27 protein-coding genes are annotated in these 22,566 nt (G+C 65.5%); 7 read left to right on the forward strand and 20 right to left on the reverse strand.

All coding sequences use genetic code 11. The annotated features are described in order from the left end of the window. Positions 1 to 27: 27 nt before the first annotated feature. Both AC0KVN_RS11410 and AC0KVN_RS11415 read right to left on the reverse strand, forming a co-directional pair. A complete protein-coding gene (locus AC0KVN_RS11410) occupies positions 28 to 348 on the reverse strand; it encodes a hypothetical protein (protein WP_004208577.1) in 321 nt (106 codons plus the stop codon). Between the two features lie 5 nt (positions 349 to 353). Then, positions 354 to 1,814 (reverse strand): L,D-transpeptidase family protein, encoded by a 1,461-nt coding sequence (locus AC0KVN_RS11415; RefSeq protein ID WP_159367182.1) that lies wholly within the window; start codon positions 1,812 to 1,814, stop codon positions 354 to 356. 57 nt (positions 1,815 to 1,871) lie between these two features. Here AC0KVN_RS11415 and AC0KVN_RS11420 point away from each other — a divergent pair, with 57 nt between their 5' ends. Continuing rightward, positions 1,872 to 2,774, forward strand: a complete 903-nt coding sequence (locus AC0KVN_RS11420; protein WP_435567002.1) for a histone deacetylase family protein — start codon at positions 1,872 to 1,874, stop codon at positions 2,772 to 2,774. Here AC0KVN_RS11420 and AC0KVN_RS11425 read toward each other — a convergent pair. From AC0KVN_RS11425 to hisB, 8 genes are all read right to left on the reverse strand, one after another. Beyond that, a complete protein-coding gene (locus AC0KVN_RS11425; protein WP_435567003.1) occupies positions 2,754 to 3,332 on the reverse strand; it encodes a hypothetical protein in 579 nt (192 codons plus the stop codon). The two genes, AC0KVN_RS11420 and AC0KVN_RS11425, sit on opposite strands and share 21 nt — an antisense overlap. 85 nt (positions 3,333 to 3,417) lie before the next feature. Next, the gene (locus AC0KVN_RS11430) at positions 3,418 to 3,738 is read right to left on the reverse strand and encodes a phosphoribosyl-ATP diphosphatase (RefSeq protein WP_029548007.1); all 321 of its coding nucleotides are present in this window, start codon (positions 3,736 to 3,738) and stop codon (positions 3,418 to 3,420) included. 42 nt (positions 3,739 to 3,780) lie between these two features. Then, on the reverse strand, positions 3,781 to 4,029 hold the full coding sequence (locus AC0KVN_RS11435; RefSeq protein ID WP_037521159.1) for a PEP-CTERM sorting domain-containing protein: 249 nt from the start codon (positions 4,027 to 4,029) through the stop codon (positions 3,781 to 3,783). A gap of 177 nt (positions 4,030 to 4,206) precedes the next feature. Next, the gene (gene hisF, locus AC0KVN_RS11440) at positions 4,207 to 4,971 is read right to left on the reverse strand and encodes an imidazole glycerol phosphate synthase subunit HisF (protein WP_010339646.1); all 765 of its coding nucleotides are present in this window, start codon (positions 4,969 to 4,971) and stop codon (positions 4,207 to 4,209) included. Between the two features lie 120 nt (positions 4,972 to 5,091). After that, positions 5,092 to 5,829: a 1-(5-phosphoribosyl)-5-[(5-phosphoribosylamino)methylideneamino]imidazole-4-carboxamide isomerase gene (hisA, locus tag AC0KVN_RS11445; RefSeq protein ID WP_004208570.1), complete on the reverse strand. Its 738-nt coding sequence runs from the start codon at positions 5,827 to 5,829 to the stop codon at positions 5,092 to 5,094. Positions 5,830 to 5,917: 88 nt separating this feature from the next. Next, positions 5,918 to 6,532 (reverse strand): imidazole glycerol phosphate synthase subunit HisH, encoded by a 615-nt coding sequence (hisH, locus tag AC0KVN_RS11450; RefSeq protein ID WP_435567004.1) that lies wholly within the window; start codon positions 6,530 to 6,532, stop codon positions 5,918 to 5,920. Further along, the gene (locus AC0KVN_RS11455) at positions 6,529 to 6,816 is read right to left on the reverse strand and encodes a YciI family protein (protein WP_004208568.1); all 288 of its coding nucleotides are present in this window, start codon (positions 6,814 to 6,816) and stop codon (positions 6,529 to 6,531) included. Before AC0KVN_RS11455 ends, hisH begins: the two co-directional genes overlap by 4 nt. A 28-nt stretch (positions 6,817 to 6,844) precedes the next feature. Further along, complete coding sequence (gene hisB, locus AC0KVN_RS11460; RefSeq protein ID WP_004208567.1) at positions 6,845 to 7,432, reverse strand: imidazoleglycerol-phosphate dehydratase HisB; 588 nt, start codon at positions 7,430 to 7,432, stop codon at positions 6,845 to 6,847. A gap of 98 nt (positions 7,433 to 7,530) precedes the next feature. Between hisB and AC0KVN_RS11465 the strand changes: the two genes are divergently transcribed. Next, positions 7,531 to 8,007: an SspB family protein gene (locus AC0KVN_RS11465; RefSeq protein ID WP_017500110.1), complete on the forward strand. Its 477-nt coding sequence runs from the start codon at positions 7,531 to 7,533 to the stop codon at positions 8,005 to 8,007. Between the two features lie 27 nt (positions 8,008 to 8,034). Here AC0KVN_RS11465 and AC0KVN_RS11470 read toward each other — a convergent pair whose 3' ends face one another. Then, positions 8,035 to 8,724: a hypothetical protein gene (locus tag AC0KVN_RS11470; protein ID WP_435567005.1), complete on the reverse strand. Its 690-nt coding sequence runs from the start codon at positions 8,722 to 8,724 to the stop codon at positions 8,035 to 8,037. A gap of 225 nt (positions 8,725 to 8,949) precedes the next feature. Here AC0KVN_RS11470 and fumC point away from each other — a divergent pair, with 225 nt between their 5' ends. Beyond that, the gene (gene fumC, locus AC0KVN_RS11475) at positions 8,950 to 10,335 is read left to right on the forward strand and encodes a class II fumarate hydratase (RefSeq protein WP_435567006.1); all 1,386 of its coding nucleotides are present in this window, start codon (positions 8,950 to 8,952) and stop codon (positions 10,333 to 10,335) included. A gap of 48 nt (positions 10,336 to 10,383) precedes the next feature. Then, a complete protein-coding gene (locus tag AC0KVN_RS11480; RefSeq protein ID WP_435567007.1) occupies positions 10,384 to 10,746 on the forward strand; it encodes a hypothetical protein in 363 nt (120 codons plus the stop codon). On the opposite strand, the gene AC0KVN_RS11485 is transcribed toward AC0KVN_RS11480, so the two are convergent. Next, entirely contained in the window at positions 10,743 to 11,294 is a 552-nt protein-coding gene (locus AC0KVN_RS11485) for a DUF2585 domain-containing protein (RefSeq protein WP_010339650.1), read from the reverse strand. The genes AC0KVN_RS11480 and AC0KVN_RS11485 overlap by 4 nt on opposite strands. A gap of 75 nt (positions 11,295 to 11,369) precedes the next feature. Between AC0KVN_RS11485 and gmk the strand changes: the two genes are divergently transcribed. Continuing rightward, entirely contained in the window at positions 11,370 to 12,035 is a 666-nt protein-coding gene (gene gmk / locus AC0KVN_RS11490) for a guanylate kinase (protein ID WP_004208560.1), read from the forward strand. 186 nt (positions 12,036 to 12,221) lie between these two features. Here gmk and AC0KVN_RS11495 read toward each other — a convergent pair whose 3' ends face one another. The 6 genes from AC0KVN_RS11495 to AC0KVN_RS11520 form a co-directional block, all read right to left on the reverse strand. Continuing rightward, the gene (locus AC0KVN_RS11495; protein WP_017500115.1) at positions 12,222 to 13,298 is read right to left on the reverse strand and encodes a class I SAM-dependent methyltransferase; all 1,077 of its coding nucleotides are present in this window, start codon (positions 13,296 to 13,298) and stop codon (positions 12,222 to 12,224) included. After that, entirely contained in the window at positions 13,288 to 14,154 is an 867-nt protein-coding gene (gene lgt / locus AC0KVN_RS11500; protein ID WP_004208558.1) for a prolipoprotein diacylglyceryl transferase, read from the reverse strand. The genes AC0KVN_RS11495 and lgt overlap by 11 nt, the downstream gene beginning before the upstream one ends. 123 nt (positions 14,155 to 14,277) lie before the next feature. Beyond that, complete coding sequence (locus tag AC0KVN_RS11505; protein WP_010339652.1) at positions 14,278 to 15,036, reverse strand: Crp/Fnr family transcriptional regulator; 759 nt, start codon at positions 15,034 to 15,036, stop codon at positions 14,278 to 14,280. A 64-nt stretch (positions 15,037 to 15,100) separates the two neighbouring features. Next, positions 15,101 to 15,718 (reverse strand): response regulator FixJ, encoded by a 618-nt coding sequence (gene fixJ / locus AC0KVN_RS11510; RefSeq protein WP_435567008.1) that lies wholly within the window; start codon positions 15,716 to 15,718, stop codon positions 15,101 to 15,103. After that, on the reverse strand, positions 15,715 to 16,860 hold the full coding sequence (locus AC0KVN_RS11515; protein ID WP_004208555.1) for a sensor histidine kinase: 1,146 nt from the start codon (positions 16,858 to 16,860) through the stop codon (positions 15,715 to 15,717). Before AC0KVN_RS11515 ends, fixJ begins: the two co-directional genes overlap by 4 nt. 20 nt (positions 16,861 to 16,880) lie before the next feature. Continuing rightward, the gene (locus AC0KVN_RS11520; RefSeq protein ID WP_435567009.1) at positions 16,881 to 17,696 is read right to left on the reverse strand and encodes a universal stress protein; all 816 of its coding nucleotides are present in this window, start codon (positions 17,694 to 17,696) and stop codon (positions 16,881 to 16,883) included. A 160-nt stretch (positions 17,697 to 17,856) separates the two neighbouring features. Between AC0KVN_RS11520 and AC0KVN_RS11525 the strand changes: the two genes are divergently transcribed. Further along, complete coding sequence (locus AC0KVN_RS11525) at positions 17,857 to 18,360, forward strand: GNAT family N-acetyltransferase (protein WP_010339656.1); 504 nt, start codon at positions 17,857 to 17,859, stop codon at positions 18,358 to 18,360. 80 nt (positions 18,361 to 18,440) lie between these two features. On the opposite strand, the gene AC0KVN_RS11530 is transcribed toward AC0KVN_RS11525, so the two are convergent. Continuing rightward, a complete protein-coding gene (locus AC0KVN_RS11530; RefSeq protein ID WP_125997366.1) occupies positions 18,441 to 19,112 on the reverse strand; it encodes an OmpW/AlkL family protein in 672 nt (223 codons plus the stop codon). Positions 19,113 to 19,248: 136 nt separating this feature from the next. Here AC0KVN_RS11530 and hemN point away from each other — a divergent pair, with 136 nt between their 5' ends. Beyond that, positions 19,249 to 20,556 carry an oxygen-independent coproporphyrinogen III oxidase gene (hemN, locus tag AC0KVN_RS11535; RefSeq protein ID WP_435567106.1) on the forward strand — a complete coding sequence of 436 codons (1,308 nt, stop codon included), beginning with the start codon at positions 19,249 to 19,251 and terminating at the stop codon, positions 20,554 to 20,556. A 42-nt stretch (positions 20,557 to 20,598) separates the two neighbouring features. Here hemN and AC0KVN_RS11540 read toward each other — a convergent pair whose 3' ends face one another. Beyond that, positions 20,599 to 22,563, reverse strand: coding sequence for a TonB-dependent receptor domain-containing protein (locus AC0KVN_RS11540; RefSeq protein ID WP_435567011.1), 1,965 nt, complete (start codon positions 22,561 to 22,563; stop codon positions 20,599 to 20,601). Positions 22,564 to 22,566 lie beyond the last annotated feature (3 nt).

Below are 22,566 nucleotides of genomic sequence, written 5' to 3' on the forward strand. Positions count from 1 at the left end.
CCCGCTCCAAGACGGGGGCGCCCTTCGTCACAGGCTGCTATTGCCCGCTTCGTCCGCTCCCTGGCTCCCCTCGCCGTTTTCGCGCAGGCGCGAGGTCATGCCGCTGGCTTCGGCATCATCCAGAATCTGCTGCTGTTCCGACACGGACGGCGGCGGTGCCGGAGTCGGGGTGACGACATTTTCCGGCTCGGGCGGCAGCGCTTCCGGCTCGTTCACGATGACATTCTCGACCGGCGGTTCGACCAGATTATTGGTCGCCGGGGCTTCCTCTTCCTTCTTGCCGCAGGCGGCAAGCAGCAGCGCGCCCGACAGGGCGGCGAAGGTCAGGGGGCGGGCAAAATGGCGCATGGGGATCAGTCCTTGGCTGCGGGGGCGGTCGAATTGACCGCAGTGGGGTCGACGCGGCGGCTGGAGGCCTCGATCTTCTGGGCCAGCAGCTTGTCCCAATCATAGGGATCGGCGCGGAAGTTCATGGTGCCGTTGCTGCTGGCAAAGGCGGTCCAGTAAAGCAGATAGACCGCGACCTGCGAGGGCAGCGACACGCGCTGGGTCTTGTTGGTGTCGATCAGGCTCTGGATCTGGCCCGACAGGCTGGGATCGCTCGCCACCATCAGTTCGGCCAGCGATACCGGCTTTTCCAGGCGGATGCAGCCATGGCTGGCGAGCCGGTCATAGCTGGAGAATTTTCCGCGCGAAGGCGTGTCGTGCAGATAGACGGCAAAGGGATTGTTGAAATCGAATTTCAGCCGGCCGAGCGCGCTGTTGGGACCGGCGGGCTGGACGATGCGCTCGCCGCCCTCGGGCGTCTTCACGATCTTGTAGCCCTGCTTGGCCAGGGTTGCGCGGCCCTTGGGGAACAATTCCTTCCTGGCGATCGACATCGGCACGTTCCAGGGCGGATTGACCACAATGGAATGGATGTTCGACGACAGCATCGGTGTCTGGTTAGTCGGGCTGCCGGTGACGGCGCGCATCGATGTGACGGGTTCGTCGCCCTGGAACACGGTCAGCACGGCGGCGGCAATGTTCACCTGGACGCGATTGACCGGCAATTCGCGCGGCATCCAGCGCCAGCGTTCCATATTGGCCATGATCGCGGCGATGCGATCATCCACCGACACGTTGAGCGCGGTCAGGGTGCGCGCGTCGAGCAGGCCGGTGGGGTTGAGGCCATAGCGGCGCTGCGCGCGCTGCAGCGCGGCGGTCAGCGGCTCGGTGCCGGTGACGCTCTTGTCCTCCAGCGCCAGGCGGGCGCGCACGACATCGGCCGAGGCGCCGGCTGACAGGCTGGGCCAGCCGCCGGTATCGCGGATCTTCTCATAAGTGGCGAGGCCCTTGCGCAGCCCGTCATAGCCCGAATAGGGCGGGGTCAGGCTGGCGGCCCATTGCGGCAGCCGATCCTCGGCAATCGCCTTGGCGAGCGAGGGGCGCGGATCGAAGGCAGCGGGGCGCAGTGCCCAGACCTCCAGGAAGTCGGCGGTATCGACCCGGCCGGTGCTGAGCGCGCGGCCGCGATCCAGCAATGCGTTCAGCAATTGCTGGCCGTGCATCGGCGCGGTCGGTTTGCTGCGCGCCATCAGCCCTTCGGCCATGCCGCTCTTGAGCCATTCATTCGCCCAGTCATCCTGCGCCTGCGACAGGGCGGGCAACGGCACGGGCGGGGGCATCACCGCCATCGGCGGTGGCAGCACGACCTGGCCGGCCGGCGGCGCGCTCTGGGTCGGTGTCATGGCCGGGGGCTGGGCTACGGCCGGGATGGCGGCGGCGGCCAGCAGGGGCAGGGCGAGGAAACGGATCAAATCGGGACGGTTCATGCTGGACCAGATAGCGCAAAGCGGCCATCTATCAAATCGCGATAGCGGGAAAAGATCATGCTGCACGTCGTTCACCATCCCGCCTATGTCTCCCCGGCCACAGACGGGCAGCAGGCGCGCTTCGACAAATATGGCCTGGTGATGGGCGTGCTGGCCGACAGTCGCGCGCCGATGACCGTTCATGCGCCCGATCCGATGCCCGCGTCCTGGATCGCGGCGGTGCATGATCCTGCCTATGTCGAAGAGGTGCTGGCGCTCGCCGTGCCGCCCGAAAAGGAACGGCGGATCGGCTTTCCGGTAACCGAGCGGGTGATGCGCCGCGCGCTGCTGTCGCCCGGCGGCACCTGGCTGGCGGCGAAGCTGGCGCTGGTCCATGGCTATGCCGCCAATGCCGCCGGGGGTAGCCATCATGCGCTGGCCGACAGCGGCGCGGGCTATTGCGTGTTCAACGATCTGGCGATCGCGGCCAACCGGCTGATCGCGGAGGAAGATGCGAGCCGCATCCTGATCCTGGACCTCGACGTGCATCAGGGCGATGGCACGGCGTCGCTGATGGCGGGGCGGGGCGATGTCTTCACCATGTCGATCCATGCGGAGAAGAATTTCCCCGTGCGCAAGGCGCGCTCGACACTGGATCTGGGCCTGGCCGACGATACCGGCGACGCGGACTATCTGGCGGCGCTGGGCGAGTTGCTGCCGCGGGTGCTGGATGATTTTACGCCGGACCTGATCCTCTATCAGGCCGGGGTGGACGGTCATGTGGATGATCGGCTGGGCCGGCTGGCGCTCAGCGACGAGGGGCTGGCTGCGCGCGACGGACTGGTGATGCGTCAGGCGCTGGCGCGCGCCATTCCGGTCGCCAGTTGCATGGGTGGCGGCTATGGCCCGGACCGGATGGCGGTCGCGCGGCGCCATGCCGCCTGCATGCTGCGGATGGCGTCAGTGGAGCGTGCTGTCTGATGCGCTCGGCTTCGTGGCGCGCCCTTCCATCAGCTTCGCGGCGATCAGTCCGGCCACGCTCAGCGCGACCAGATCGCTCAGCGCCAGATAGAGGCTGTAGCCCCAGGGCGCATGGTTGAACACGGCCTGGCCGATATGCAGCCACAGCACCGTGGCGAGCGCGAACAGGATCGACACACGCGCCCGGCTGTTGAAATCGCCGGTGGCGAAGCGCAGCGCCAGCGCGATCAGCACGCCGGTGGCCAGCGCCAGCAGCAGCCCGCCGATCAGGCTGGAGCCGTCCATCACCGGGAAGCCGCCATTATTGTAGAAAAGCATCGCCACCGGCCCCTTGCCATAGAGGATGGTGCCCTGCGCCGTGGCGGGATCGGGGATGACATAGACGCCGGTGCCGCTGCGGGCCAGCGCCTGCGCCATCGCGGCCTGGAGATTGGCGCTCGCCTGCGGATCGGCACGACTGAGCGCCAGCGCGCTCAGGGGCGTGCCCCAGAAGAGGAAGCCGATGATGAACATGGCGAAACCGCCAAGCAGTCCGCCCAGGATGGTCCGCAGCATCATAGCCTTCACTCCCCGTTCAAACGCGCTCCGACAATGGAGGCTGATCTACAAACGCCGGGAAGGCAATGTCTTTCCGTGGAGCGGATCAATCCTTTGGACGGGCGGCCTTTTCGACCAGGCCCGACAGGCCTTCGCGCCGGTCCAGTTCGTCGAGCACATCGTCGAAGGGAATGCCGCAATCGGCCAGCAGCACCAGCAGGTGGAAGAGGAGGTCCGCGCTTTCGCCGACCAGTTCGGCCCGATTGTCGGCCATGGCGGCGATCACCGCCTCGACCGCTTCCTCGCCGACCTTCTGGGCGATCTTGCCCCGGCCGCGGGCGGTCAGCTTCGCCACATAGGATGCCGATGGATCGGCCTTCCGTCGCTCGGCGATGGTCTGTTCGAGGGTTTGAAGGGTCGCGCGCATGGGCTGCATCAAGCGTCCCGCGCGCGACCCGTCAAATGAATTTTACTTCTGCTTGCGGCGCGCGAAGAAGACGCGGCCGGCCAGGACGGCGGCGCCCATGCCGAACAGCGCCATCTGTTCGGGTTCAGGCACCGGGGTCGGCGTGCCACCGCTGCTGCCACCCGACGAGGTGCCGCCGCCGCTGGAGCCGCCGCACTTGAACCAGCAGAAGGTGGCGTTGGCGGGGGAAGGGATGGCGAGGCCCATCAGGCTGGCCGAACCCGCTACGAGGAGAAGTTTGCTGATCTGCATAAAAGTCACCCTGTTTCAAAATGGACAAATCGCTTCGAAACGACCCTGCGCCCTGTCTACGCAGTAACCGTGCCAATTTTGCCAAGTGACGTTTTTCTGCGGTTGGCGACCGATGACCGCCAAAGGCCCCATATGGTTAATGTCAATTAACCCGACATTTTGGCGCTTTTCCGCGCTTTAATGGCCCCGAACGGGGATGCCGGCGCGGGCCAGCGCCTGATGCGCTTCAGCAATAGTATGTTGACCGAAGTGAAATATCGAAGCGGCCAGCACCGCGCTGGCATGGCCTTCGACCACGCCCGCGACCAGATGGTCGAGGGTGCCGACGCCGCCGCTGGCGATCACGGGGATCGACACGGCATCGGCGATCATGCGGGTCAGCGCCAGGTCATAGCCCTGCTTGGTGCCATCGCCATCCATCGAGGTGACGAGCAGTTCGCCTGCACCGAGTTCAGCCAGACGCAGCGCATGCTCCAGCGCGTCGATGCCGGTCGGCTTGCGGCCGCCATGGGTGAAGATTTCCCAGCGCCCCTCGCCCACCTTGCGGGCATCGACCGAACCGACGATGCACTGCGCGCCGAAGCGGTCGGCGATGTCGGCCACCAGTTCAGGCCGGGCGACGGCGGCGCTGTTGACCGCCACCTTGTCCGCGCCCGCCAGCAGCAGCGCGCGGGCGTCCTCCGCGCTGCGCACGCCGCCGCCGACGGTGACGGGCATGAAGCAGACTTCCGCGGTGCGGCGCACCACGTCCAATATGGTGCCGCGTGCCTCATGAGTCGCGGTGATGTCGAGGAAGCAGAGCTCGTCGGCGCCGGCCGCGTCATAGAGCTTGGCCTGCTCGACCGGATCGCCGGCATCCTTGAGGTCGACGAAATTGACGCCCTTCACCACGCGGCCATTGGCAACGTCGAGGCAGGGAATGACGCGGGTGCGGACGGTCATGACAATTTTCCTTTTTCCGTTCGCCCTGAGCGAAGTCGAAGGGCTCGCCCGAACATAGTGAGGGCCTTCGCTCCGCTCAGGCCTGGGCTTCGACTTCGCTCAGCCCGAACGGTAATATGTTCAAGCCGCCGCCTGCGCGACCGCGAGCGCGGTCTTGAGGTCGAGGCGGCCGTCATAGATGGCGCGGCCGGTGATGACGCCTTCGATCCCGTCATCGGCATGGAGGCTGAGGACGCGGATATCCGCGATCCCCGCCACGCCGCCGCTGGCGATCACCGGCATGTCGGTGGCGCGGGCGAGATCGACGGTCGCATCGATATTCACGCCCTTGAGCAGGCCGTCGCGGCCGACATCGGTGAAGAGCAGGCTGGCGACGCCGGCATCCTCGAACCGGCGGGCGAGGTCGATCACCGGCATGTCGCTCTTTTCCGCCCAGCCGTCGGTGGCGACGAAGCCGTCGCGCGCGTCGACCGCGACGACGATGCCGCCGGGGAAATCGCGCGCCGCCGCCTTGACGAAGGCGGGGTCTTTCAGCGCAGCGGTGCCGATCACGATGCGCGATACGCCCAGGTCAAACCAGCGCTCGACCGATTCCCGGTTGCGGATGCCGCCGCCGAGCTGGACATGGCCGGGAAAGGCCTCGACGATGCGTTCGACCGCTTCGGCATTGACCGCATGGCCAGCAAAGCTGCCATCCAGATCGACGACATGGATATGCTGGGCGCCGGCTGCGGCAAAGATCAGCGCCTGCGCGGCGGGATCGTCGCCATAGACGGTGGCGCGGTCCATGTCGCCCTCGGCCAGGCGGACGACCTGGCCACCTTTGAGGTCGATGGCGGGGAAGACGATCAGGGACATTATCCGATTTCCGTTCGGTTCGAGCTTGTCGAGAACCCACGCGCAACGGTTCTCGACAGGCTCGAACCGAACGGGGGTAGGGGCGGTATCACGGCTTCCAGTCCAGAAAGCGCGCGAGGAAGGACAGGCCGTAGCGCTGACTCTTTTCCGGGTGGAACTGGCAGCCGATGATGGTGTCGCGCGCGACGGCGGCGACCAGCGGCCCGCCATGGTCGGTGACGGCGGCGACATGGGCCGGGTCGGCGGCCTCATAATGATAGCTATGCAGGAAATAGGCCTCGCCGGCCTCGATCAGGGGCGGCTGGCCGTTCAGTACCACATCGTTCCAGCCCATATGCGGCACCTTGATCGAGGCATCGGTCGGTTCGATCAGGCGCACCGTGCCGGGAATCCAGCCCAGCCCCTCATGCCGGCCGAACTCCTCGCCAGCGTCGGCGAGCAACTGCATGCCGACGCATACGCCCAGAAAGGGAATGCCGCGGCTGTTCACCGCCTCGTTCATCGCGTTGACCATGCCGGGGATCGCCACCAGGGCATCGCGGCAGGCGCGGAAGGCGCCGACGCCGGGCAGCACGATGCGGTCGGCCCTGGCCACGACATCGGCATCGGCGGTGATGGTCACATCATCGGCGCCCGCCTTGCGCAGGGCATTGTGGACCGAGTGGAGATTGCCCGCGCCATAGTCGATCAGGGCAATGGTCATGGCAGCAGCGTGTCCAGATTGACGCTGGCGGCGCGCGCCGGGAGGAACTCGATCAGGTCGAAGGATGCCGCGCCGTTGACGACGAAGGGATCGGTCGCTGCCTTCGCCGCGATCTCGTCGCGTTCGCCGCGCGCCAGCAAAATGCCGCCGGTGCGCGGTTCGCGCCGGCCGGCGAGCAGCAGCCAGCCATCGGCAATGCCCTGGTCCAGCCAGGCCCGATGATCGGCCAGATGGCCGTCCAGCACATCGATCGGCGCCGTATAGGTCAGCGAAATGATGAACATGGGGTCGGCCTTTCTATGGAAGTGATGCTTAGAGCATGCCCTTGGTCGAGGGGATGGCGTCGGCCTTGCGCGGGTCGATCTCCACCGCCTGGCGTAGCGCACGGGCCAGGCCCTTGAACGCGCTTTCGACGATATGATGGTTGTTGCTGCCATAGAGCAGTTCGATGTGCAGCGTGATGCCGGCGGCCTGGGCCAGGCTGTGGAAGAAATGCTCCACCATTTCCGTGTCCCATTCGCCGATCTTGGTGACGGTGAAGGGCAGCTTGCACACCAGCCAGGGGCGGCCCGAAATGTCGAGCGCGACGCGGCTCAGCGTTTCGTCCATCGGCGAATAGACGCTGCCGTAACGGCTGATGCCGCGCTTGTCGCCCAGCGCCTTGGCCAGCGCCTCGCCGATCGCGATCGCCGTATCCTCGGTGGTGTGATGCTGGTCGACATGCAGGTCGCCGACGGTCTTGACGGTCATGTCGATCAGCGAATGGCGCGACAGCTGCTCGATCATATGGTCGAGGAAACCGATCCCGGTGGAGACGGTGTAAAGACCGGTGCCGTCGAGGTTGACGGTCACGTCGATCTGCGTTTCCGCAGTGTTGCGGTGAATCTCGGCCGTGCGCATGCGCGCCCTATAGCGCGTCGCGCGCGCCATGCAATCTGATGATGTACCTCTCGGGCGGGGGTTGACCGCCGCTTTCGCGTCGTTAGGACATATGCCCCATGAGTGAAGACCTGCCCGACAGCCTGATTCCCTATGACGAAATCGTGCAGGAGGCCCTGCGCGCGGTCGTCGGCCGCGTGCTGGGCGAAGTGCAGCAGACCGGCGGCCTGCCGGGCGCGCATCATTTCTACATCACGTTCAAGACCCATGCCGCCGGGGTGGATATCCCCAAGCATCTGTCGGAACGTTTCCCGGACGAAATGACGATCGTCCTCCAGAACAAGTTCTGGGATCTCAAGGTCAGCGACCGCCATTTCGAGGTCAGCCTGACCTTCAACCAGGTCGCGGCCCATCTGGTCATTCCCTTCAGCGCGATCACCGCCTTCGTCGATCCCGCCGTTAATTTCGCGCTGCAGTTCCAGGTTCAGGCCGACGAAGAGCCCGAGCCCCATGACATGGCCGAAAATGACGCGCCGCTGGTCACGACCGAGGATGGCTCCAACGTCGTCACGGTGGATTTCGGCAAGAAGAAGTGAGCCCGGCGGCCGGGATCGGCCGCAGGCTCAGAATTCGTGGCGATAGGAGAAGCGCAGCTTCTGGCTCGTCCCGAAACTATTGTCGACATAGCTGATATTGGCGCCGACCGTGTCGCGACGCGTAAGATGGTAGGACAGGCCACCACCCAGCGCCACGCCTGAAAAATCATGGGTGCCCCTGGTCACATTGCCGCCCGCCATCGCGGTCAGCTTTGGTCCCAGCGGCCGCAACAGGAACAGCCCGGCATAGCCGCTGTTGCTGCTGAGCGCGATCGGCAGGCCATCGCTCTGGTCGATATCGCTGACCGGGCCATGCCCCTTGGTGTAGCTGTAGCCGAACGGCACGAACATCTGCAATTTTCCGGTCTTCAGCCCGATTTGCGACAGGGGCACGAAGCCACCGAGCGAATAGCGCGTCTGTTCCACGCCCGAATCGAAATGACTCTTGCCCGCCGAGAAGGTCAGGATCGCAACCGGGAACAGATAGGATGCGCCGACCGACCAGAGGCCCGATTCCGACACGCGCGCATTGAATTTCAGCTTGGGGCCGACCGCGACCGATCCGGACAGCGAAAATTCGTCGGAGGCGCGGGTGATGCCGACCTTGGTCGCGATCTTGGTGGGATCGTCGGATGATTTTTCTTCTTCTGCTGCGTGGACCGGAGCGGTCGTGGCGGCAAGGCAGAGGAGGAGGGCAAGGACGGGACGATCGGACATGCGGTTTTCCTCCTGGATGCCGGGCAGGATATCGGGGCGCGTGCGCCGATCAATTGCGGTAAACCCCGGTAAAGGCGCAGATCCTGCCGCTGCAGGGCGGCCTGCGGCCGGTCATGGGGATGGACCGCGGGGCTATGCGATATTCGCAAGTTTCGCCTTGGAATTTCCCGCCTTCGCCCTACATCGGAACCAGTTTTGCGATTGATTCTTAACTGGGAGTTCTGAATGTCCGCTACCCGCACCGAAACCGACAGCATTGGCGCCATCGAGGTGCCCGCCGACGCCTATTGGGGCGCCCAGACCCAGCGCAGCATCGAGAATTTCCCCTTCGGCGCGACCGAGCGGATGCCGATCGGCATCGTCCATGCGCAGGCAATCGTGAAGCAGGCGGCGGCGCGGGTGAATGCGAAACATGGCCTGGACGCGACGATCGTCGCGGGCATCGAGAATGCCGCGCAGCAGATCGTCTCCGGCGCGCTCGACGACCAGTTTCCGCTCGTCATCTGGCAGACCGGCAGCGGCACCCAGACCAACATGAACGTCAATGAGGTGATCGCCGGCTATGCCAATGAGCAGCTGGCCGGCACGCGCGGCGGCAAGAGCCCGGTCCATCCCAACGACCATGTGAACATGAGCCAGTCGTCCAACGACAGCTTCCCGACCGCGCTGCATGTCGCGACCGTGCTGGCGACCCGCGACAAGCTGATCCCGGCGCTGGAGAAGCTGACCGGCGCGCTGACCGCCAAGGCGGAAGGCTGGGGTCATATCGTCAAGATCGGCCGCACCCATACGCAGGATGCGACGCCGCTGACGCTGGGCCAGGAATTTTCCGGCTATGCCGCGCAGCTGGTCAGCAGCAAGGCGCGGATCGAAGGCGCATTGAACGGCAATATCCGAAAGCTGGCGATCGGCGGCACGGCGGTCGGCACCGGTCTCAACGCGCCCGATGGCTGGGCGGACGACATGACGGCGGCGATCAGCGACATTGCCGGCACGCCGTTCGAAAGCGCACCCAACAAATTCGAGCAGCTGGCCGCCAAGGATGGCCTCGTCTTCTTCTCCGGCGCGCTCAACACGCTGGCGGTGGCGCTGACCAAGATCGCCAACGACATCCGCTTCCTGGGCTCCGGCCCGCGCTCGGGCCTGGGCGAGCTGGACCTGCCCGCCAATGAGCCGGGCAGCTCGATCATGCCGGGCAAGGTCAACCCGACCCAGTGCGAATCGCTGACTATGGCGGCGGCGCAGGTGATCGGCAATCATCAGGCGGTGACCGTCGGCGGCATGCAGGGCCATTTCGAACTCAATGTCTTCATGCCGCTGATCGGCGCCAATGTGCTGCGCTCGATCCATCTGCTCAGCGTCGGCATGGAAAGCTTCGCCGAACGCTGCGTCGAAGGGATGCAGGCCAATGAGGGCCGGATCGCCGAACTGGTCGAGCGCTCGCTGATGCTGGTGACCGCGCTGGCGCCGGAGATCGGCTATGACAATGCCGCGACCATCGCCAAGCATGCGCACAAGAAGGGGCTGACACTCAAGCAGGCCGGCCTCGAACTGGGGCTGGTCGATGAGCCGACCTTCGACCGGCTGGTGCGGCCGGAAAATATGGTCTGATCCAGATCAACTGGCGGAACCGGGGCGGGTGCGATACATTAATCCCCTATGAAGAAAACGCCCGCCCCGACCCCGCCCAAGGCACCTCTCAGCGCCGCAGAGGTCAAGCGACGCAAGGCCGGCCTTCTTCGGAAAGCCGCGCGTCTGGGCGCGACGGTGGTCGCCACGCGGGTCGCGGCAGACACCGGCAAGAAGGGGCTGATCGGACTGGTCGCCGGCGCTGGGGCCAAGCGCCTCATCATGCGCTATCCGATCGGCGCCATGGTCCTCACCGGCGCATATCTCGCGGGCAAGCTCTATGAGGCGAAGCGCGAGGCGGACCGCAAGATGGCGACCAAGCTGCTGACCGACGCCAGCGCCAAGCCGATCCTGATCGACGAGGCGCGTGCCGCCCGCAAGAAGGCCGGCTAAAGCGCGCCCTGCCAGGCCTTGATCGCGTCGATCGGCCAGGCGAGCATCAGGACATTGAGCGTCAGATTGTCGCGGATCACCGCCAGTGCCAGCAATTCAAAGCCGATCGCGACGATAATTGTCAGCCAGACGGGCGCGCGCGACGCGAACAGGAATCCCAGGGCCATCATGCCGATGTCGCTCATCGAATTGAGGATGGAATCGCCCGAATAGCCGAGCGCGATCGTCGCCGTGCGGTAACGGTCGATGATGATCGGCGAATTTTCAAGGATCTCCCACGCCGCCTCGATCGCCACCGCCACCGACAGGCGGATGCCGAGCGGCCTGCGGCGCATCAGCAAATGGGTCGCGCCATAGAAGAGGAAGCCGTGGATGATGTGGCTGAGACTGTACCAGTCGGACAGATGCTGGCTGTTGCCGCTGTCGATCGGCCCATGCCATAGCGCGATCGTGCCGCAGGTGCAGATCGGCGGGCGCCCCATCAGATAGAGGATCGCCGCAGCCCCCAGCGCGATCAGCAGAGCGAGGATAAAGCCCCGCTGTTTCATTCCTTTACGCGATCGCGCCAAGCCTCTTCTCCCCCAAGCTCTTGCAAAATGCCGTCCACGACGCCACTAGCGGCCATGGCCGACAACATTCCCACCGACACCCCCGATTTCAAGCGCCGCGGCGTTCTCTTTGTCCTGTCCTCGCCCTCGGGCGCCGGCAAGTCGACGATTGCACGCAAATTGCTGGCCTGCGAACCGGACCTGTCGATGTCGGTGTCGGCGACGACGCGGACGATCCGGCCGGGCGAAGTCGATGGCAAGGATTATCATTTCGTCGACCTGGAAGAGTTTCGCCGCATGGCGAACGACCATGAGTTCCTGGAATGGGCGCATGTCTTCGGCCAGCGCTATGGCACGCCGCGTGCGCCGGTCGAGGCGATGCTCAAGAGCGGCAAGGATGTGCTGTTCGACATCGACTGGCAGGGCGCGCAGCAACTGCATCAGATTGCCGGCGGCGACGTGGTCCGCATCTTCATCCTGCCGCCCTCGATGGAGGAACTGGAAAAGCGTCTGCGTGGTCGCGCGACCGACAGCAACGAAGTAATCGAGGGCCGCATGGCGCGCGCCGCGGGCGAGATCGCCCATTGGGACGGCTATGACTATGTGTTGTGCAATGTCGACGTCGAGGAATGTTTCGAGCGCGTGCGCACCATCCTGCACGCCGAACGGATGAAGCGCAGCCGCCAGACCGGCCTCATTGGCTTCATCCGTCGCCTCAGCCGCTATCATCAGGAAGATTGAGGTCTAGTGGATTGATTTTGACATTTGCATCCCTTGTCGATGGGCTGGATTTGCAAATGTCAAAATCGTAAAATCCACTAGAAACAAATATTTCTAGTGGTCCGAACAGATTTTGACATTCGTGTGCGACATCGCCTCAAGCGGTATCGAATGTCAGAATCGGACCACTAGCGGCCAACGGGGCCGCTATTTTTCGAATCCTGCCGGGTCGGCCCAGTCGGGGTGGACCCAGGCCATCACCTTGAACAATGTCCCCATCTCCGCTTCGTCGGTGAGGCGGTGGCGCTGCGCCTCCAGTTCGGCGGCGCGCTGCGGGCTGCCCTTGGCCAGCACGGATGCGCGCACGTCGATGCCCAGATGCTGGAGGAAATGACCCTGCGTCACCGCGCCATGGACGCGCAGCCCGGCCTGGCGCGCGACATTGGCCAGCATCGTGAAATCGACATGGGTGGTGAGGTCGCTCTCGCCCGGATCGGTGAAGGGATCGGTGAACTGGTGGTTCTTCACCGCCTGCAGCGTGTCGCCCAGCGCCGGGCCTTCATAGCCATAGTCGATGATGATCGCGACGCCGCCCTGGCGCGCGATCCGGCTGGCAAGGGCATAGCCCGCGGTGGCGCCGGCCTGCGCCACTTCGATGATCGCGCCTTCGGGTGCCTGCGCGGCGATCGGCGGCAGGCCCGATTCGATCCGGCGATAGCCCGGCACCGCCATGAAGCGGCCCTCTTCCTCGCGACGGATCACCACCCGTTCACGCCATTCGTCGCCGACGCGGATCATCTGCCGCACGGGCAGGGCATCGAAAAATTCATTGGCGACCACCAGCAGCGGCGACTGGTCGGGCAGGCTTTCGACGCTGTCATGATGGACGACATGGGGAATCTGGGCGCGCTGCCGCTCGCGCAGGGTCGGGCTGGTCTCGACGAAATGGATGCGCGAGGTGACGTCGGCGCCCTCCATCGCGCGCAGCGCATCGCCTGCCAGCGTGCCGCGCCCCGGCCCCAGCTCGACATAGAGCGGATCGGCGCGCCGGCCCGATCGCAGCCAGACATCGGCCAGGCACAGGCCGATCAGTTCGCCGAACATCTGGCTGATTTCCGGGGCGGTGGTGAAGTCCCCCTCCAGCCCCAGCGGATCGCGCGTGCCATAATAATGCTGGTTCGCCTCGCCCATATAATGGGCGACGGAGATCGGCCCGCCGGCATCGATCTGGCGGGCCAGGCGCTCGGGCAGGCCCATCGCGCCGGGCAGGGCGTCAGCTGACACTGGCGCTGCCTGCGATCGGTTCGACGCGCACGCGCCGGCCCTTGGCGGTGACGATCAGGTAGAGGCCGCCCAGGATCATCGGCACGCACAGCCACTGGCCCATGTGCAGGCCGGTGCGGGCGGCGAATTCCATCAGTTGGGCATCTGCCTCGCGGAAATATTCGACGCCGAAACGGAACACGCCATAGAAGAAGACGAACAGGCCGACCAGCATGCCCGGCTTGTAGCGCGCCTTGGTCTTCCAGAAGGCGAAGGCGAGTATGCAGAACAGGATGATGCCTTCGAAAAAGGCTTCGTAAAGCTGGCTCGGATGACGGGCGAAGGGGCCGCCGGTCGGGAAGATCATCGCCCAGGGCACGTCGGTTTCCTTGCCCCACAGTTCGCCATTCACGAAATTGGCGAGGCGGCCGAAGAACAGGCCGAAGGGCACGACGCAGGCGACATAGTCATGGATGCGCAGCCAGCTCAGCTTCTCCTTGCGCGCCATGTAGAGGATGCCGAGCGACACGCCCGCCGCGCCGCCATGGAAGGACATGCCGCCATTCCACAGCTTGAAGATGTCCAGCGGATGCTGGAGGATTTCGGGCTGGTAGAAGAAGACATAGGCGAGCCGGCCGCCGATGATGATGCCCAGCGTCGCATAGAAGATCATGTCGTCGGCATGGCGCCGCGCCATTGGCGAACCGGGCTGGGCAATGAGCTTCAACAGATACCAGTAGCCGATCAGGATGCCGGCCAGATAGGCCAGGCTATACCATTTGAGCGTGAAGAAGCCCAGGTCCAGGGCGACGGGGCTGAGCCCCAGCTGGTCGAAGCGGATGGCGCTCGAAGCGGCGGCGACAAGGTCCAGGATCAAAATGGCATTCCCTCGGCAATCAGGCCTGCGGCCATAGAACAAGCGGCCGGCAAGATGAAGAGGGGCGATCCCGATTGCAGGACGATCGGGGCAAATAGGCCGGGCATGCCCGGCGCGGCGGGCTCAGGCCGCTTCGCTACAGTCCAGCAGCGCTGCGCGATCCCGGATTTCCACCATGCGGCGGCCGGGCAGGGCGATGATGCCGATGCGCTTGAGGTCGGTCAGTTGCCGGCTGACCGTCTCGATCGTCAGGCCCAGCACGTCGGCGATCTGCTGGCGCGACAGTGGCAGGTCGAACCGGTCGAGCGGGGGCTGGCCTTCGCGGGCCAGCCGGCGCGACATGTCGAGCAGGAAGGTCGCGATCTTCTCGCGTGCATTCTTGCGGCCAAGCAGCAGCATCCAGCTGCGCGCCCGATCGAGATCGTCGAGCGTGCGTTGCAGCAGCCGATGCTCCAGCTCGGGATGCTCGCGGGCAAAGCCGTCAAAGGCGCCGCGGGTGAAGAGGCACAGGCGCGCGTCGGTGAGCGCCGTGACGCTGTGCGGCGTGCTGCGGCCGAAGGGGCGGCCGATGAAGTCGGACGGATAGACCACGCCGACAATCTGCTCGCGCCCGTCGCCGGTCGAGGCCGACAATTTGAGCGTTCCGTCAATCACATTGGCGACGATGGTGGCGTCGTCGCCTTCCCACATCACCGTCTGCCCCGCCGCGATCGTGACGCGCCGGCCCAGGCGATTGAGCGCGCCGCGCTCATCCTCTTCCAGCGTGGCACAGATGGCGCGGTCGCGCACCTCGCAGCGCTGGCAGAAGCTGGCGTCGGAGCAGGGGGCAGGAACGGGCATGCCGCCGGGCAGGGTTTGCGCGAGATCAAAATGCATGTTCATGACCGCTGCTTGGCGCGGCGGCGGGGCGGGCACTATCCGTAAATCCCCTATGGGACTTTCTGTCCTATTCGAGCCCAGCCTGGAAGGCGATGCGCAGTGTTTCCGACAGGCTATGGACCTGCAGCTTCTGCATCAGGTTGGCGCGATGAATCTCCACGGTGCGCGGGCTGATGCCCAGGTCATAGGCGATCGTCTTGTTGGGCAGGCCGTCGACCAGGCCCTTGAGCACTTCGCGTTCCCGATCGGTCAGGATGTTGAGCCGGGCGCGGGCGGTCTCGCGCTGGCTGTTGCGGCCCTGGTCGGCGCTTGCCTGCGCGCTGGCGGCTTCGATCGCGGCGAGCAATGCCGCCTTCTCGAACGGCTTTTCGATGAAATCGGTGGCCCCGGCCTTCATCGCGGCGACCGCCATGCCGACATCGCCATGGCCGGTCATGATGATGACCGGCAGCATCATGCCGCGCGCGCGCAGTTCGCGCTGCACTTCCAGCCCGTCAATGCCGGGCATGCGCACGTCCAGCAGCACGCAGCCGCCCTCCAGCGTCCCGACTTCCTTGAGGAATTCGGTGCCGCCCGAGAAAAGCCGCACCGAAAAGCCGCTGGTCTTGAGCATGAAAGAGAGCGACCGGCGGATCGCCTCGTCATCATCGACGACATGGATGGGCTGGTCGGTGGGCAGGCTCATGGCAGGCGGTCCGCAGAATCGAGAGTGAAGTGGAAGGCGACGCCGCCCCAGTGCGAGGCGTCGGCCCAGATCCGTCCGCCATGCCCCTCGACGATGGTGCGGCTGATCGACAGGCCCACGCCCATGCCGGCGGGTTTGGTCGTGCTGAACGGGGTGAAGAGCGATCGCGCGACCGCCGGATCGAGGCCGGGGCCACTGTCGGCGATGATGAGTTCGACCTGTCCGTCCTCGGCCGGCACTGCCGACAGGCGCAGGATGCGGCGATTGCGGCCGTCCATCGCCTCGACCGCGTTGCGCACCAGGTTGATGATGACCTGCTGCACCTGCACGCGATTGGCGATCACCCGGCCGACGCGCGGGTCGACGACGATGTCCATGTCGATGCCCCGGCTGTCGATGCCGATGAAGGCCAGCGCGACCCCCTCGGCCAGCAGCGTGGCGGCCGGTTCGGCCTGGCGATCGGCCTCGCCCCGGCGGATGAACTCCCGCAGCGACCGGATGATCTGGCCCGCGCGCATCGCCTGGCGCGCGGCCTCGTCCATCGCCTCGCCCAGCAAGTCGCGGTCGACCGGTGCATCGGTGCGCAGCAGGTCGCGGCCCGCCTCCATATAATTGGCGATCGCGGTCAGCGGCTGGTTCAGTTCGTGCGCCAGCGCCGCAGCCAGCGTGCCCATCGCCGTGACGCGGGCGGCATGGCTGAGTTCAGCCTGCAGATCCTGCAGGCGGCGCTCGGCCTTCTGCCGATCGGTCAGGTCGCGCACGAAGCCGGTGAACAGCTTTTCGCCATGGTCCTGCACTTCGCCGACCGCCAACTCGATCGGAAAGGTGGAGCCATCGCGCCGGCGCGCGGTGGTCAGTCGGCCGATGCCGATGATCCGCTTTTCGCCGGTGTCATGATAATGTTGCAGGTAGGAATCGTGGCGCTCGCGATCGGGCGAGGGCATCAGCATCGCAACATTGCGGCCCAGCACATCGGCTTCGGCATATTGGAACATGCGCTGGGCGGCCGGGCTGAACGAGACGATATGCCCGGTCGCGTCGATCACGATCAGCGCATCGGGCACCGTTGCCAGGATCGATCCCAGCAGAGCCTGTTCCCGGCTGGTCGCATTATCCTGCGGATCGCCATCGTTGAACGCCATGTCCGATCACTGACCGTAAATCAGTGCGCCAGCAAGAGCGGAACCCGTGTTTCGGCCAGAATATAGCGGGTTACGCCGCCAAAAATGGTTTCCCGCAGCCGGCTGTGGCCAAAGGCACCCATCACCATCCAGTCGATCGACAGTTCCTGGCAGGCATGCGACAGCGCTTCTTCCACGCTGCGATCCTTGCGCGGCCATTCGTGAATCTCGACCGCAATGCCGTGGCGCGAGAGATATTCGGCCGCGTCGGTCGGCGGGAAGTCGCGCTTCGACCGCTCGTCCACGGTGACGACATGGACTTCGCTCGCCACCCGCAACAGGGTGCGGCTGGCGGTCAGCGCCGACGCCGCTTCATGCGATCCGTCCCAGGCGACCATCGCGCGGCCGGTGCAGCGAAAGCCCTTGGCCATGCTCGGGATCGCCAGCACCGGGGCGCGGCTGTTGACCGCCAGGTCGGCGACGATCGGCGCCGGATCATCGGCCTGCCGGCGGCCCGGCGGCGGCAGGGAAACGAGCATCGCGTCGGCCAGGCGACCGGTTTCCAGCAGGCCCTGGACCAGGTCGCCGCTGCGATAATGCCAGTCCCACGCCATGCCCTCGCGCCGCAGCCTCTCCTCCAGGGCGCGCCGCATCTCCTCGTCCTGGCGGCGCACCGTATCGATCGCCTCGGGCACCAGATAGCCGCTGCCATAAAGATCGGCGGCGACCAGTTCGGGCAGCGGCGCGATCTGCAGGCAACTGATATGGGCGCCGGTCGCGCGCGACAGGTCGAACGCGGCCTGCAGGCGGCTTTCCATGCCGTTGTCCGCGCGGGTGTGCAGCAAGATGGTCTTCATCGAACATGTCCCGACAAGAGGGCGCCGATGCAGCGCCGCATGATCGTCATCCTGACTAGTAGCCCGCTCGGCTCGTCTCTATCCGCAAATTTCCCTATTTCGATCGCCGATCCAATGGCACATTCGGGGGGCAACGATCATAGCAAGGGATGCCTTCTTCATGACCGACAAGGATATTCTGGAAACCCGCACCGGCATTCGCGTCCAGGTGCGCCCGGCGCAGGATGGCGATGCCAAGGCGCTGGCCCATTTCTTTTCGGCCGTATCCGATGATGATCGCCGCTTCCGCTTCCTCAGCAGCGCGCCGGGCGTCAGCGCCGGGCAGATTCATGATCTGATCCATGGCGACCCCGACAATTGCGAGACCTTCCTGGCGACCGACGAGAAGGGCGCCATCCTGGCCGCCGCGACCCTGGCCGCCGATCCCGACCGGACCCGCGCCGAAGTCGCGATTTCGGTGCGCGCCGACCATCGCGGCAAGGGCGTGGGCTGGAGCATGCTGCGCCACGCCACTGACCGGGCGCAGGAAATGGGCGTGGGCCTGCTGCAGGCGATCGAGAGCCGCGCCAATCATGCCGCGATCGAGCTGGAGCGCGAACAGGGCTTTGTCGCCCGCAGCGTCGATGACGAGCCGTCGCTGCTGATCCTGGAAAAGCGTTTCTGATCGCATGGCTGGTGAAATGATGAAGGGGCCGGAGCGGCGATCCGCTCCGGCCCCTTCCTTCTGGTCCACCCCCCGGAGGATCAGAAGCGCATGCCGACGCCCACGCCGAACACGAAGGGATCGAGCGATACCTTGACGTTCTGGGTGCCGGCCGCGGCCGTGGTCAGCCGCACCTTGGTGTCAATGTCGATATATTTGACGTCGAGGTTGAGGAAGATCTTGTCGTTGAGGTCGATGTCGACGCCGACCTGGCCGGCCCAGCCGAAGCTGTCGGACATATGGACCTTGGTCTTGCCGACCGCATCCTCCAGCCCGCCCGACGCATCCTCGTTGTAGAACAGCGTATAATTGACGCCGGCGCCGATATAGGGGCGGACATGGCCCTCGACGATCGGGTGATATTGCATCGTCAGCGTCGGCGGCAGCACCCAGGTGGAGGCCAGCTTGCCGATCCCGCCGGTGGTGCCGCTGCGGCCGCTGGCGCTATGCTTGGTGGTCGCGGCGATCAGTTCGAAACCGATATGGTCGGTCGCCATGTAGGTGACGTCGACTTCGGGCGCGATGCCGTTGTTCACCGACACCTTCTCGCCGGGGAAGCCTGGCAGGATGCTGCCGCTCTTTTCGGTGGGGGCGACCATGATGCCGCGCACGCGCACCAGCACGTCGCCCTGCTTGGCCTGGGCCGGGGCGGCGGCCAGCGCCGTGCCCATGGCGCCCATCGCGGCGACAATCATCATCTTTTTCAAGTGCATGTCTTTTCTCCATCCCTGATCGTGGGTCAGTGATGGCGCTCTGCTCCCGATCGGAGCGGCCTTCCTTGATGCGGCGCAATCGGCGATTTGATCCTGCGCAATGTTCGGCGTCGGGCGCCATGGCAAGCGGGGCGCCATGTTCCGCTATCATCCCGACCTGCTCGCCGCGCCGGTGCCGCGCTACACCAGCTATCCGACTGCCGCCCAGTTCGGCGAGGATGTCGGCGCGGCCGACATGGCGCAGCGGCTGGACGCGATGCCGGCGGACGCGCGCCTGTCGCTCTATGTCCATATCCCCTATTGCCATGATATTTGCTGGTATTGCGGGTGCAACACCGGGGCGGCGACCCGGCCCCGCCGCCTGTCCGCCTATGTCGATGCGCTGGAGCGGGAAATGGCGCTGGTGTCGGCGCGGCTGGGCGGGCGTGGCCGCGTCACCCATGTCGCCTTTGGCGGCGGCAGTCCCAATTCTCTGCCGCTGATCGACTGGGTCCGGCTCAATCATCAGTTGTTGCTCTGCTTCGACGCCAGCGCGGCGGCGATGGCGGTGGAACTGGACCCACGCCGGATCGACCGGGCCTGGATCGACGCCATGGCCAAGGTCGGGGTGACGCGCGTCAATCTGGGGGTGCAGACCTTTGCCACCCATGTGCAGCAGCGGATCGGCCGGGTGCAGCCGGCCGAGACGGTGGCGATGGCCGTCGGTGCGTTGGCCCGTGCGCGCATCCAGGTGGGTTTCGACCTGATGTATGGCCTGCCGGGGCAGAGCGAGGCGGATCTGGCGCAGACCCTGGAGGACAGCATTCGCCTGTCTCCCTCGCGCATCGCGCTGTTCGGCTATGCCCATATGCCGCGCCTGCTGCCGCGACAGCGGCGGATCGACGCGACCGAACTACCGGGCGTCGAACAGCGCTTTGCGATGGCGAAGCTTGGCCATGCGATGCTGACGGCGGCCGGTTATCAGGCGATCGGCTTTGATCATTTCGCGCTGCCCGACGATCCGCTGGCGGTGGCAGCCGCTACCGGAAGGCTGCGCCGCAATTTCCAGGGCTTTACCGAGGATGACAGCGATGCGCTGATCGGCATGGGCGCGAGCGCGATCAGCCAGTTTCCCGACCTGATCGTCCAGAATGAGAAGAATGCCGGCGCCTATCGTGAGGCCTTGTCGGACCATCGGCTGCCCGCCGCCCGTGGGGTGCGGCGCAGTGCCGACGACCAGCGGCGGGGCGCGTTGATCGAACGGCTGCTGTGTGATGGCCGGGCGGCCTGTGGCGACCTTGCCGAACCGGCGCTGCTCGACCGGTTCGAGCGGATCGGCCTGCTCCGGCGGGAGGGGGACGAGTTGCTGCTGCAACCCGGCGCGGCGCCCTATGCCCGGTCCATCGCCGCCTGTTTCGACGCCTATTTGCGCCCGGCCGAAACGCGCTTCAGCGTCGCGGTCTGATCGCCGGCCCTGCCTTCGCCGGGCCGGCGACCGCACATCGGATCAGAAGCGCACGCCCACGCCCATCCAGACACGGGCCGGATCGATCAGATAGCCGGCCGTGTCATAGTTGAGCCGCTTGTCGAGCAGGTTCTGCACCCCGGCATGGAAGGTGAAGGCGGGCGTGATCTTGTAGGATGCGCCCATGTCCACCACCGTATAGTCGGGCGAGACGATATTATTGCCGCTGATCTGCGCCTCGGTCACGGCTTCCTCGCCGCGATAGACGGCACGCACGAAGGCAGAGAAGCGCTTGTCCGGGCGCCAGTTGAGCGAGGCGCTTGCCTGCTGCTTGGGCGTGTCGTTAAGTGCCGCGCCGATATTGGCGCCGCTCAGTTGTTCCGAATCCGTCAGCGTGCCGGTGGCGTTGAGCCGGAGCGTGTGGGTCAGCGGCACGTCGACCGAGACTTCGACGCCGCGCACCCGCGCCTTGTCGACATTGACATAGGTCGTGGGAGGACGGCCGATCGAGCTGAGCGGTTCATCGACGCACCAGGCCCCCGCCACTTCGCAGGTCACACGGGTGATCTTGTCGTTGAAGCGGGTGTCATAGGCAGTGACGCTGGCGTTGAAGCCATTCCGCGAGAAGAGCAGGGCAGCCTCGATCGTGCGGGAGGTTTCGGCTTCTAGGTCGGGATTGCCATAGATGGTGCCGCCACGGCTGGTCTGGCCCCAGTCGGGAATCGTCTGGCGCAGGCTCGGCGCGCGGAAGCCCTGCGAATAACCGCCCTTCAGCGTCAGGGACGGGGTGATGTTCCACACCGCATAGACGCGCGGGGTCCAGTGGACGCCATATTGTTCGTCATGGTCCATGCGGATGCCGCCGGTCAGCGCCAGTCCGTCGAGCAGCTTCAGCTCATTTTCGGCAAACAGCGCCCAGCTGGTGCGGGTGGTGCCGGTGGTGGTCGATCCCGACAAAAGGTTGCCGGTCAGGTCCGACAGATCCTCATAGCGATAAAAGCCGCCGACGGTCAGCGTGTTGGACGGCAGCGGGATCACCCACAGGCTTTGGCCGACCGTGTTCTTGATCCGCTTCTGCGCCTCGACATGTTCGGCATCCTCATATTGCAGATAGGATTCGGAACTGGCGAAGCCCCATTGGCCGCTATGGCTGATCGACGCGACCTTGCGCTTCTGGGTCTGGGTGGTTTCGGTGCCGAGCGGCGCGGTCGCCGATGTCTCGGTCGTCTCGCCGGCAACCTCGATCACCTTCTGCCGATAATAGCCGCCCTCCAGCAGGATCTGGTGGTTGGCGCTGAGGTTGAAGCCCAGCTTGCCGGCCAGGCTGTCATCATGCCGCTCGGGCGTGCCGCCGATTTCCGTGTCGCCCTCGCGGCGGTTCATCGATCCCTGCAATTGCAGGCCGATGCCGTTGGTGACGGGGCCGGACAGATAGAAATTGCCGTCGGTATAATTGCCGAAATTGTCCGCCAGCTGCATCGTGCCGTTGACGCGTGCGCTGCCGCGCCAATGATCGCTGATCCGGCGGGTGATGATGTTGACGACGCCGCCCATCGCGTCCGATCCGTAGAGCGAGGACATGGGGCCACGCACCACCTCGATCCGCTCGATCGCTTCGAGCGGCGGCAGCAGGCCACCTTCGCTGACATTGCCGCCATTGGTGCGGGATTCGCGCGACGACAGCCGCTTACCGTCGACCAGGATCAGCGTATATTGCGGCGCCATGCCGCGGATCGAGATGTCGCGGCTATTGCCTTCGCCCGGCGTGACGGTGACGCCGGGGATTTCCATCAGCGCATCGGTCACTTCGCGATAGGGCATGGCGTCCAGCGTCTCGCGGGTGATGACGCTGATCGAGGCGGGCGCGTCGCGCACCTCCTGTTCACGGCCGGCGGCGGTGACGACGATCTGGTTGGAATCCTGGTCGGCCTCGGCGGCCAGCGCCTGCTGTGCGCTGGTCAGCGCGACAAGGGCCGCGGTCGCCCGCAGCAGATGGATGGATGGCATGGA

Source organism: Sphingobium sp. SG1 (assembly GCF_057063145.1).